General features: G+C 34.3%; 6 protein-coding genes. 1 reads left to right on the forward strand and 5 read right to left on the reverse strand.

Annotation, left to right across the window (positions count from 1 at the left end; translation table 11 throughout):
- Window positions 1–18: 18 nt before the first annotated feature.
- Entirely contained in the window at window positions 19–822 is an 804-nt protein-coding gene (locus ACKTTV_RS05055) for an META domain-containing protein (protein WP_408029724.1), read from the reverse strand.
- Between the two features lie 453 nt (window positions 823–1,275).
- On the opposite strand from ACKTTV_RS05055, the gene ACKTTV_RS05060 reads away from it, so the two are divergent.
- The gene (locus tag ACKTTV_RS05060) at window positions 1,276–2,322 is read left to right on the forward strand and encodes an isoaspartyl peptidase/L-asparaginase family protein (protein WP_408029725.1); all 1,047 of its coding nucleotides are present in this window, start codon (window positions 1,276–1,278) and stop codon (window positions 2,320–2,322) included.
- A gap of 593 nt (window positions 2,323–2,915) precedes the next feature.
- Here the strand turns inward: ACKTTV_RS05060 and ACKTTV_RS05065 are convergent.
- The 4 genes from ACKTTV_RS05065 to ACKTTV_RS05080 form a co-directional block, all read right to left on the reverse strand.
- Complete coding sequence (locus ACKTTV_RS05065) at window positions 2,916–4,775, reverse strand: ABC-F family ATP-binding cassette domain-containing protein (RefSeq protein WP_408029726.1); 1,860 nt, start codon at window positions 4,773–4,775, stop codon at window positions 2,916–2,918.
- A 155-nt stretch (window positions 4,776–4,930) separates the two neighbouring features.
- Window positions 4,931–8,386: a GEVED domain-containing protein gene (locus tag ACKTTV_RS05070; protein ID WP_408029727.1), complete on the reverse strand. Its 3,456-nt coding sequence runs from the start codon at window positions 8,384–8,386 to the stop codon at window positions 4,931–4,933.
- Window positions 8,387–8,716: 330 nt separating this feature from the next.
- Window positions 8,717–12,091: a GEVED domain-containing protein gene (locus ACKTTV_RS05075; protein WP_408029728.1), complete on the reverse strand. Its 3,375-nt coding sequence runs from the start codon at window positions 12,089–12,091 to the stop codon at window positions 8,717–8,719.
- Between the two features lie 475 nt (window positions 12,092–12,566).
- The gene (locus ACKTTV_RS05080) at window positions 12,567–12,713 is read right to left on the reverse strand and encodes a hypothetical protein (RefSeq protein ID WP_408029729.1); all 147 of its coding nucleotides are present in this window, start codon (window positions 12,711–12,713) and stop codon (window positions 12,567–12,569) included.
- Window positions 12,714–12,730 lie beyond the last annotated feature (17 nt).

Consider the following 12,730-nt stretch of genomic DNA (forward strand, 5'->3'; position numbering starts at 1 on the left):
TTCTTAAATCAAACAAACTTATTGAGTGATGAATTCTAGATGAATCTGAGGGTCAAGAATAAATCTACTTGTAGAATCTTCTACAAACGAAACTCTAATCTTTCCATCACTACTGGTTGTTTTTACCCACTCTTTAGCTTTTCCTAATTCTGTAATTATTTTATTGATTAATTCATCTTTATTATCTGAACATCCAAAACGTGTTGATGCCACACTACTTGTATTGAATTCAATTCTTCCTCCGTCATTGTGATCTTTAGTATAACTATGCGCATCAATACCAAAAAACGTATTACATCCCTTTAAAGTCACAGCTCCATCAGCAGTAATTGTTAATGTTAGTTCAGAATTGATATCGTACTCTGTCACGTTTGAATTAAAAATTTTCCAAGTTCCTACTAGGTCAGAATTTGCAATAGTATCAACTACACCGCACTCACCAGCGATTCTAAAATCGTAATAGAAATCACCAGTATTATAATACTTTTGAATTACGTAAGTAGTTTCAGCGTTGTAGTAATATTGGTATTGCGCTCCCATTGGCACATACCAATAATAACTTGAATAACTGTAAAATGTATCATTCGTTAAAACGCGAATATTGCTACAATCTAAAGTGGCATTCGTATTTCTCCCACTCTCAGCTGTCGAAACATTTTTCAGTTTTTTAATATCGAGTTCTTTCGAATTTAAAACCTCTTGTGCTTCTGACGAAGTATTTTCTAACATCATATCTTCATTTGAAGAACATGAGTAAAATAATACGCTACTTAGTCCGATAGTTAATAAAAACGTTTTAATTGTTTTCAATTTAATTTTCATTTTTGTTTAAATTTTTAAGTTTTTGATTTTTAAAATTTTGGTTAAGCAAAAATGATTGTTCATTAATTTTCGACGGCAAATCTATCACAAACTTTCATAGGTTTTTTGAGGCTCAATTTTCCAGATTCTTTGTTTTTTGCAGAAAAAGCAAAATCATTGAGTTTTTAAAAAATCTCAAAAAGCTAAAACATTAATTACGAAAAGATTAAAAAAAAAGCCAATTTTCTATCGATTGTCAAGTCACACAGTTTTCCCATAAAAAAACGTGGTTTTTGCAAAAAGTAGTGTTGTTTTTTTACTTCAAAACCATGTAAAACCAAAGTATTTACTATGCTTGCATAAGTTTTTTAGTTATAAAAATGCGTAAAACCCGTTCAACAGATATTTTTTTATCGAATTCTTCTTTAAATCGATTATCTTTTGCCTTTATAAATCAATATCAAAACTTACTCAATGAAATATCTAACGTCACTATTAATAGCGGTCGCTTTTGTTAGTTGCAAAACCACTGTTCCGAAAGAAGAAACAAAAGAAGAAATCCAGCAGAATGAATTTGCCATTGTAATCCATGGTGGTGCTGGAACTATCTTAAAAAAGAACATGACTCCTGAATTGGAAAAAGCTTATCAAGAAAAACTAGAAGAAGCTGTAAGAAAAGGATACGATATTTTAAAAAATGGCGGCTCAAGCACAAAAGCTGTTGAAGCTTCAATTCATGTTATGGAAAACTCTCCCTTATTTAACGCTGGAAAAGGAGCAGTATTTACGAATGCTGAAACTAATGAAATGGACGCCTCTATTATGGAAGGTGCAACACTTAATGCCGGTGCGGTCGCAGGTGTAAAAACAGTTAAAAATCCTATTTCTGCAGCAATTGAGGTAATGAATAACTCCAATCATGTTCTTTTATCTGGAGCAGGAGCGGATCAATTTTCTAAAGAAAAAGGGCTAGAAATAATGGATCCGAGCTATTTTTATACAGATAGACGATTTAAATCACTTCAAAGAATTAAAGACAAAGAAAAAACGGAGCTAGATCATGATGAAAAAACTGCTTTTTACGATAGCGATATTAAAAACAGTAAGTTTGGTACAGTAGGATGCGTTGCTCTAGATAAAAATGGAAACATAACGGCAGGCACCTCAACTGGCGGAATGACCAATAAACGATGGAACAGAATTGGGGACTCTCCAATCATAGGTGCTGGAACCTATGCCAACAACAATACTTGTGGTGTTTCCTCTACTGGATGGGGTGAATATTTTATTAGAGGAGTTGTTGCCCATGATATTGCAGCTCAAATGGAATATAAAAACGTTACTTTAAAGGAAGCTACTCATGACGTGATTCAAAACAAACTAACGAAACTTGGAGGAACTGGAGGTATTATTGCTCTTGACAAAAACGGAAATATTTCTTTCGAGTTCAATACTGCCGGAATGTATAGAGCATCCATGAATGATAAAGGTGAATTAATCGTAAAAATTTATAAGGAATAATAAGATAAAGCTAATTCAAAGGAAGTTAATTTCATTTCACCGACTTTCTACTACCATTTAACGATAATTAATTCGGTTAATGGAGATAGTGGTTACTTTTGAAGTATAATTTTCCCAAAATAATTAGTTTTCCCGACTAAATATCATCTCAACATTGCCAACTTTTCCCAAAGCACAGTTGAGATGTTTTTTTTGCGCTATATTTTAAGTTGATACAACAAATAATCTTCTAACGGAATTAAACTGCAATTCGCCGACTTTCTAAAACCTTTAAACGAAAACTCTATTTACAACTTATAAAACTGGTTAATTTAGCAGTATAATTATTCCCCATTAAATAGTTTTTTTCCCCAATAAAAACATCTTAATTGTTGCTTTTTCCCCTAGCGCAATCAAGATGTTTTTTATTTTCTGGGTAATGAAATTGCCGAACGCATACTTATAAACAAGTAATCAAATTTAAGATCATAAAGAATAAGAGATTTATTTATTTCCGAGCGGTTCAAGAATCAACTTGAATTATGCAAAAAACCACTTTCCAGGAAGTGGTTTTTATTTATTTCTTAAAATTAGTAAATCAAATGCTATTGATCTTACTCTTCAAGCTTCATTGATAACTCAAACCAACGTTCTTCTTTCTCTTCAATTGTTTCTATAATTCCTTGAAGTTCTAAAGATTTCTCATTGATCTCTTCTGAAGCAACTTCTCCATTCGTAAACATATCTTCAATAACCTTTCGTTTCTTTTGCAGCTTTTCTATGTCTTTTTCTAAAGCACCATATTCTCTTTTCTCATTATAACTTAGCTTTCCTTTTTGAGGTGTTTTAGTTGCTGTTTCAGTTACTTTCTTTTCTTCCTTGACTTGTGGAGGTTGAGAATTCTCGTATGCTCTAAAATCGGAGTAATTTCCAGGAAAGTTCTCTACAACTCCTTCTCCTCTAAATACAAAAAGAGAATCTACTATTTTATCCATAAAGTAACGGTCGTGTGATACTACCATTAAGTTTCCTGGATAATCAAGTAAAAAGCTTTCCAAAACATTCAAGGTAACAACATCCAAGTCGTTTGTGGGCTCATCAAGAATCAAAAAGTTAGGATTTTGAATTAGTACAGCACACAAATACAAACGCTTTTGTTCTCCTCCAGATAACTTTTCTACAAAATCATGTTGTTTCTTTCTATTGAATAAAAAACGTTCAAGTAATTGTCCGGCCGAAATCTTTCTTCCTTTGGTTAAAGGAATGTATTCGCCAAACTCCTTTATTACATCAATTACTTTTTGGCCTTCCTTTATTTCTATTCCTCTCTGGGTATAGTAGCCAAACTTTACAGTTTCCCCAATAACAACTTTTCCTCCATCAATACCTTCTCTTTCCGTTAGAATGTTAAGGAATGATGATTTTCCTGTTCCGTTCTTTCCAATAATTCCGATACGTTCTCCTTTTTTGAAAACGTACTCGAAACCATCAAGAATTTTCTTATCTCCAAAGGACTTTTTTAAGTTATGAAGCTCAACAATTTTACTTCCTAAGCGCTCCATATTTATTTCAAGTTGAACCTGATGGTCTTGCCTTCTCTGATGCGCTTTCTTTTTAATTTCAAAAAAGTCATCAATTCTCGACTTTGATTTAGTTGTTCTTGCCTTTGGTTGACGACGCATCCAATCCAACTCTTTCTTGAACAAACTCTTCGCCTTGCTCAAATTGGTTGCTTCTAAAGCTAAACGCTCTTCTTTATTTTGAAGATAGTACGAGTAATTTCCTTTGTACTTATATAGCTTACCATTATCCAGTTCCAATATTTCATTACAAACACGCTCTAAAAAATAACGATCGTGTGTTACCATAAATAAGGTAATTTTCTCCTTTGCAAAAAATGCTTCTAACCATTCAATCATTTCTAAATCTAAATGGTTGGTTGGCTCATCTAAAATTAAAAGATCTGGCTTGTTAATTAAGATGATTGCTAACCCCAAGCGTTTTTTCTGTCCTCCAGAAAGTGTTTTTACCTTTTGCTTTAAGTTATCTAGTTTAAGCTTCGAAAGAATTTGCTTGTACTGTGTTTCAAAATCCCAAGCATTATGTTGCTCCATTAACTCAAATGCTTTTTGGTAAGCTTCTTGGTTATCTGGGTTTTCTAAGGCTTTCTCATACTGTTGAATTATTGGTAGTATTTTATTCTCTGTAGAAAAGATCGTTTCTTCAATGGTCAAATCAGGATCAAAACTTGAATCTTGAGCTAAATAAGCAATATGTATTCCTTTTCTGTTAATTACTTGACCAGTATCAGCAGTATCTTTCCCTGCAATAATATTAAGTATAGAAGTTTTTCCACTTCCATTTTTAGCTACAAAAGCAATTTTCTGGTCTTTATTGATTCCAAAAGAAATATCTTGAAACAATACTTTTTCTCCGTAAGATTTGGAGATGTTTTCTACCGTTAAATAATTCATGTGACAAAAGTAATTAAAACAGTACCAAAATATTCTCAAAGCAATACAAAATTCCCATAAAGAAAAAGAGGTTGCTTTTAACAACCTCTTTCTTCATTCACCATCGAGTATTCGAATCTTATAGAAAGAAACGTTTATTATAATTTGAACTTCAATTACTTTTTAATCAGCTTTGCCTTCAATAGTTTTTGTCCATCATTGATTTCTAATAAATAAATACCAGACTTTAAACTTGATATATTCATCTGAGACTTAAGCTTACCTTCCTCAATTATTCTCCCTAAAGCATCTGTAATAGTGTAAGGAGCATCTTTTAAAGAAGAAATACCTTTTATTTGAACAATTGATTCAACTGGATTAGGATATACGCTAATATCTGTGATTACATCATTTCTCAAAGTTTCTGCATTGACGCTACTGAATACTCCATTTGAAGCTCCTCCGTTTGAAATAATATTTACCGTATAATCTTCCACTTCTCCATATCCAAAAGTTTCACATGCTGTTTGACTTCCATTCCACTTCATTGAAACACGCATTCTTGTTTGCCCCAACAATGCCGAAGAAGGAATAGTAACCTCAGTTGTTAGTAAATCGTAACTTGATGAGCTTCCTTCCGTAACTTTCTCCGAAGCTGAGAAAACACCATCTTGGTTATAATCAATCCATGCAGCCCAGTATTCTACATATGGGGTACTTGAAAAACCAGCACTAAATAACAAATGGTAAGTTCCTCCTAGTCCAACAGTTGCTACTTTGTTGGTATAATCACCATAACCAAAATCACTTCCTGTGCTATTCGTCATACCACCAAAGGCCACATAATCGATCCATTCATAATTTGCATTATTTCCTCCTGAAGAACAATAGCTAACCACATTACTCAAAGTAGTTGCTGTTGTAGTCGCTTGAGATGATTCATTTCCGGCTGCATCAAACGCAACAACAGTAAACGTATAAGTAGTACTTGGATTCAACCCTGTAACATCCATAAAGGTATCAGTGGTTGTTCCTACAAGATTTCCATTTACATAAACATAATATCCTTCCACTCCAACATTATCTGTTGAAGCTGTCCAAGTTAAACGTACTTCTGTTTGTGTAATATTAGAAGCCGTTAAGTTAGTTGGTGTCGAAGGGGCTTGAGTATCTGCCTCTGATCCACCAATAACAACCGTGTAATCTTCTGTTTCACCATAATCATAAGTTCCACAAGCGCTTGGTATTGTATTATATCTTAAAATAACACGCATTCTTGTTGCTCCTTCTTTTGCACTTGCCGGAACAGTAAATGTTCCAGAAACTGCTGTATCTGTGGAAGGAGACTTCGTCCAAACTGTTTCCCCAGCATCTGCAAAATCGCCATCTTGATTGTAATCTATAAACACTGCATATCCTTCATTATATACGGATCCCGTCCATCTTGGTGTAATGACAATCGTATGTTCTGTTGATTTTTCTAAATCGGTTGAAACACTTGTATAGTCAGAATATCCACTTGTACCTCCAGATGTTTTGTTTATGGTTCCTAATTGAACTCTTTGAATATGTTCTTCACTAGGATTATTCCCACTAGACTCACAATATTGTGATGGCGGTGTACCTCCTCCTGATTGGGTTGTAAAGTTTACTGAGTTACTATAGTTTGAATTTCCTGAAGAACATACACTTCGAACTTGAACTTCATATTGTGTGCTTTCAGATAATCCTGTTAAGCTTGTTGAAGTAGATAGCACAGGTACTGTTGTCCAAGTGGTTGTTCCTACTTGACGGTATCTAACTTCATAGGTTGCTTCCGGAACAGCATCCCAAGAAACTGTTGCCGTAGAAGCAGTAACATCAGAAGTGGTAACTCCTGTAGGTACTATTGCATTACAAACCGAAGTATTGCTAGTAATCCCAGTAACTATCAATGAATAGTCTTGACTTCCTCCCACTAAAGAACCTTTGTGAGTTACAGTAATCGTATAGGTTCCTGAAGCGTTTTCAATATCAATTCTTTCATAAGGATCTACATTGTTGTCTTGCTTAGCACTCGTAGTTGCACCAGTTAACTTGTATGGTAAATACGTTGTACCGTTTTTAGACACTCTAATATCCAAATCATTTACCAATACTGGTGTAGTTGAATTCACCGTTGTATTCGCAGTTCCAGGTCTATCGGTCCAAGATATTGATGCCAATAATGGACTTGTTCCGTCCGACTGAACAGTAATGGTATAAGTTTGACCAGAACTTAATGTTAATTCTTCCATTTTAGATTGATTCCCTTTCTTGGTAATCGTCTCTGCGGCTCTCTTGGTATTTAATAATCCCCATCCGAAAACAGCATCAGGACCTGAAGCTCCAGCATCATCTGCAGTATGTAAAGCCAATCCTTTTAAGGTCGCTGCTCTCATAAAATCTCCATTATTCAAGTTTTTATGGTGCTGCTGGAGTAATAATAAAGAACCTGCTACATTTGGCCCAGACATCGAAGTTCCAGTAATAGAATAATAATCATCATCCGTATTTCCATCACTCAAATTTGGAGCTCCTGGATTCATTGCAAAACTTGCAAAATCAAACGATGAATATACTTCCGTTCCATTTCCAGTAATATCAGGTTTAATTCTAAAGTCATCTGTTGGACCTTCACTACTTGACGAATTAATCGCTACAGAAATCAAATTCCCGTTTGAATCGATGTTTGCATCTTGAGCATTTGCAACAACCAAGTTGTTTTTAGATGTCGCTGCTGAAGTAAGTTTATCAAACCCAAAACCTCCAGTAGGGTTGTTATTAGCACTATCGTCATCACCATCATTTCCTGCGGATCTAACCATTAAATAATAAGGCGCATTAAACATTAGTTCATCCCATTGACGAGATTCAGTTATGTATCCCCCAAAATAGTGTTGAGGAATCCAAACTTGTCCAGTATTTGGATCTCTAAACGGAATACCATAGGAGTGATTCGAAACTAACATTCCGTTTGAAGCTTCCGAAGTTGCCTCTGAAATATCGTTATTCCAATCAGCTGTTTTAGCTTTTGCATGAGGAGCCATTCCTTTAGCATTTGCTTGATAAACCCCAGATCCAATTAATGTTCCGGTAACATGTGCTGCATGGAATGTATTTGCATTCCTATTGGTAACACCATCAATAATCGATGCACGATTGTTTCCTCCAGGACCATCATAATCCTCATGCGTTAATTGAACGGCACCTCCGTCCCAAACATTAATCGTCATTCCTTGACCTAAAAGGTTAAGACCTAAAGATCCTCCTGTATGCAAATGATCTGTTCTCGTTGATTTCGCCGCATCTACATTGTCTGTGGCATAATAAATAGGCATTCCTTTATCAACTCTTTGAAGTTCCATAAAACCGCCATCCTTTTTCAAAATTTCAGTTTTCCAACCTTTTTGTTTTGCCAGTAGTAGTGCTTCTTGTTTTTGATTGGCTTGCTTTGCTCGTAGTGTTTTCTTGAGAGTTTCAAGTTTAGTTAAATCGTAACTACTACGAATCTTTTGAATTTGTTGTTTGTTTTGTGCCTGCAATTGAGTGAAAAGACTAGCGCCTAAACACGTACCCGCAAACACAAGCATTTTAAAATACCTGTGATTCATTTTTGAAAGGTTTTTTGTTAGATATAGTTGTTTGTTTGCCCCCCGATGTTAAGAAAAAGACATCTTAACATTTACTACAAATGGGTTGCAATGTAGTTGATATTCAACTAACAACACACCAAAAAAACAAAATGAAACAAAGAATGTCGTTTTTCTGTTAACACCCTTATCTTTTTCAGTAAAATTCAATAATTTTCATTTGGCAAACCCTTCGGAAAAGTATTTTTTCTACTACAAACTCTATCAATATACCCTGGTATACTACAATCTTTTCTAACAAAAAGCCCGAGAAAACCTCGGGCCTTTAACACAAATATGTACTAAACTAATCTATTTTTTAATGAATTTTGAAGTCATTCGCTTTTTATCCTTGACAACCTCTAACACATATATTCCAGAACTTAAAGAAGATACATCTATCCTTGATTTTATTTTACCAAACTGGATAACGTTACCTGCTTTGTTTAAAATTTTATAGGTTGTTTTCCATGATCTGAAATCAGCATTAACATTAATAAATTCTATTACTGGATTTGGGTAAACTACTAGAGTGAGCTCTTTATCAATGGTACTCTCAATGCTGTCGTCATTGCCAGTTTGATTGAAAGCAACAATATTTACATTATAATCTTCAACCTCACCATGTGAAAAGTTTTCGCAAGCGGTTTGTTGCTTATCCCATTTCATTGAAACTCGCATTCTTGTAGTTCCTAAAATGGCATTGGAAGGAATCTTTACACTATTACTTAAATGATTTGCGCTTGAAGAAGTTTTACTAACTACTTTTTCATTATCATCAAAAGTTCCATCTTTATTAAAATCAATCCAAACTGCCCAGTACTCCTTATAGGCCTTACCTCCAAAGCCAGCACTCACTTTCAAGGTATTGTTTTCACTCCCTCGTTGTACTTCGGCTATTTTATTTCCAAAATATTTATATCCGTTGTTATTTTTACTTTCATTAGACATTCCACCAAACGAAACATAGTCAATCCACTCATAAGAAGAATTCTTCCCTTTTGATTCACAATAAATCAGTTCAGCATCATCTGCCGTTTTCACATTTACTTTATTACTGAAACCTGAAATATTCCCATCTGCATCCTTCGCTTTTACAGAAAAGGAATATGAAGTGTTCGGCGTCAAACCAGTAATATAGGCTGTTGTACCTGAAATCGATTTAACTTTTATTGAACCTCTATACACATCATAACCAACCACTTGAACATTATCAGTTGATTCATTCCAATTTAATTCCACACTTGTTTGTGTAACTGCCGATGCTACTAATCCATTTGGAGCAGTTGGAGCCTCAGTATCAGTTTCTGAATTTTTTATTGTGACGGTATAATCTTCAGTTTCCCCATACTTATAAACACCACAAGATTTTGCTGGTTCGTTATAACGCATTACGACCCTCATCCTAGTTTCTCCTACACTTACCTGGTTAGGAACTTTAAAAGAACCATTAACTGGCGAGGTTTTAGTAGGTGCTTTTGTCCAAACAATTTCATTTTCATCTTCAAAATCTCCATCTCTATTATAATCAATATAAACGCCATACCCTTCAGCATAGGTATTTCCTGTCCATTTTGGAGTAATGGAAATTGAATAGGTTTTACCCTTATTTAAGTCTGTAGATATTGACGTAAAGTCGGTGTATCCATTTCCTCCTCCTGAAGAATTATTAATACCCCCAAGCTTAACTCCTTGTATATATTCATCCTTAACACTATTTCCTTTTGAACTGCAGTATGAAACTGTAATATCAGGAGTTGTAAAATTCAAAGAAGTACTATAGCTAGAGTTTTCAGAAGAACATTTACTACGCACCTGTAATTCATATTCAGTTGAAGCAGATAATTCAGTCAAAGAAACAGATACTCCAGAAACAGCCTTTGTTGTCCAGTTATTTGATCCAACTTCACGAAATCTTACATCATATGTTGCTTCAGGCACTAAACTCCAGTTTACAACAGCAGTCGAAGATGTAATATTTAATAATTTTAGCTCTGTTGGTACGGAAGTACTACACGCTACTGGTTCGTCTGAAACACCTGTTATGATAAGTGTAAAATTTTGACTTGCCCCAGTTAAATTACCTTTATGTGTTACTGTGATTGTATATAGCCCAGAAGCTCCGTTTACATCAATTCTTTCAAAAGGGTCAACGTTGTTATCTTTCCTTGCATTAGTTTTAGGACCAATCAGTTTGTAAGGCAGATATTCAGTCTCTCCTTTAGAAACTCTTAAATCTAAGTCATTAACCAATACTGGTGTTGTGGAGTTTACTTCTTCATTTTCTTGCCCGGGTCTATCAGTCCAAGAGATAGAAGCCAACAAAGGATTTTCGCCATCAGAATTTACTGTAATAGTATATGATTCTCCAGATTGTAAGGTTAACTCCTTTAATTTTGATTGACTTCCTCTTTCTGTAATGGTTTCAGCGGCTTTTTTGGTATTTAGTAATCCCCAACCAAAAATAGCATCAGGTCCTGATGGTCCAGCATCATCTGCAGTATGGAGAACTAATCCCTTTAGTGTTGCCGCTTTCATATACTCACCGTTGTTTAGGTTTTTGTAATGCTGCTGCAAAAGAACCAATGAACCAGTAACATTTGGTGAAGCCATTGACGTTCCTGAAATTGATTTATAAGCCGTATCGCTATTATCAAAAGTAGAATAAACCTTAGTTCCATTTCCCGTAATATCCGGTTTGATTCTAAAATCATCTGTTGGTCCTTCACTACTAGAACTATTTATAGAAACGGATACTAAATTTCCATTAGCATCAATATTTGCATCTTCTGCGTTTGCTACAACCAGATTATTTTTTGATGTTGCTGCTCCAGTTAATTTATCCCAACCAGCTCCACCTGTTGGATTATTATTTGCTGTATTATCATCTCCATCATTTCCAGCAGCTACTACCATTAAGTAATTTGGGGCATTAAATAGGATTTCATCCCAAGCACGAGATTCATCGATATACCCTCCAAAAAAGTGCTGAGGAAGCTGAACCTGTCCAAACTCGTTTCTTGCTGCGTATCCATATGAATGATTGGAAATTAACATTCCATTAGAAGCAGCATTTGTTACTTCTGACTTATCATTCTCCCAATCATAGCCAATAGCTTTTGCATAAGGAGCCATTCCTTTTGCATTGGCTTTAACACCAGATGCTATGATAGTTCCTGTTACATGAGCTGCATGATAGTGCCTTTTCTTAGAAGAATCTCCAATAGAAAAACGATTATTCCCACCGGGTCCATCGTATTCTTGATGAGTAGTTCTTGCCAAACCACCATCCCAAACATGAGCTGTCATTCCTTGCCCCAACAAATTAAGACCTAACGATCCTCCAGTATGTAAATAATTTGTTCTAGTCGATTTTGCGGCATCAACATTGAAAGTAGTATAATAAATAGGCTTTCCATTTACCACTCTTTGTAACTCCATATAGCTACCATCATTTCTTTTGATTTGAGTTTTCCAACCGTTTTTCCTAGCTAGCTCTAAAACTTCCCTCTTAGCTTTTGATGTCTCTTTTCTAAATTTATCCTTTAATGTTTTTAGTTTGGATAAATTGTATCCCCTTTGAATCTTTTTAATTTCCTGCTTATTCTGTGATTGTATTTGCGTTTGGAAACCACATCCTAAGATTGCTCCAACAAATATTAGGTTTTTTAAATAGTTGTATCTCATTTTGAATGAGTTTTTAAAATTATAGTTATTTTAATTTAACATTGATTTTTCGTTACAAAAATCACAGATCTGTATTTTTTTTGTTAAAACGATGCCAAATATATAATTAAATTTCTGTCAGAAAATCTCAAAACTAGGAAGTAAAGCGAAACTCTAATAAAACATAACATCAAGCCCTTAAGGCGTCTGGGGTTTTAAAAGAATAAAATATTTATTTGACTTTTTGCAAAAAAAAATACCTTTATCATACATAATAAAAAAGAAAGTAATTCTAAAAAAAGAGCTAGTATAAACAATACTATTCAAGTCAATAGCAAACCGAAAGACTTCCAATAATTTTCACGAAAAATCTATTTCACCTGCATAAAAAAACATATAAAAAACTAAACAACAACAAGTTAAAACAATCAGTAGATTAACCAATTTTCATTAACTTTCCCTTACTATACTACATTTCATTTGTTTCAATAAAATTTTACCAAATAGTTAGGTAATATTTCTGCGCGTTTTTAGCCTGTTTTCTGTTATTATTTTTTGCAATTGTCACCTCTCTTCCATTTAATAATACTATTTCCAAAAACACTATTTTAACACCATTTTGAATAAAAAACTTAGCCCTCATGCTCTGTTTTTTCTTTC

It is taken from the genome of Tenacibaculum xiamenense (genome assembly GCF_964513065.1).
In the GTDB taxonomy this organism is placed as follows: Bacteria; Bacteroidota; Bacteroidia; order Flavobacteriales; family Flavobacteriaceae; genus Polaribacter; species Polaribacter xiamenense.

Bases quoted from the DNA above. Each gene is read 5' to 3' on its own strand.
- ACKTTV_RS05055 (WP_408029724.1), bottom strand. From the start codon at position 822: ATGAAAATTAAATTGAAAACAATTAAAACGTTTTTATTAACTATCGGA.
- ACKTTV_RS05075 (WP_408029728.1), bottom strand. From the start codon at position 12,091: ATGAGATACAACTATTTAAAAAACCTAATATTTGTTGGAGCAATCTTA.
- ACKTTV_RS05065 (WP_408029726.1), bottom strand. From the start codon at position 4,775: ATGAATTATTTAACGGTAGAAAACATCTCCAAATCTTACGGAGAAAAA.
- ACKTTV_RS05070 (WP_408029727.1), bottom strand. From the start codon at position 8,386: ATGAATCACAGGTATTTTAAAATGCTTGTGTTTGCGGGTACGTGTTTA.
- ACKTTV_RS05060 (WP_408029725.1), top strand. From the start codon at position 1,276: ATGAAATATCTAACGTCACTATTAATAGCGGTCGCTTTTGTTAGTTGC.
- ACKTTV_RS05080 (WP_408029729.1), bottom strand. From the start codon at position 12,713: ATGAGGGCTAAGTTTTTTATTCAAAATGGTGTTAAAATAGTGTTTTTG.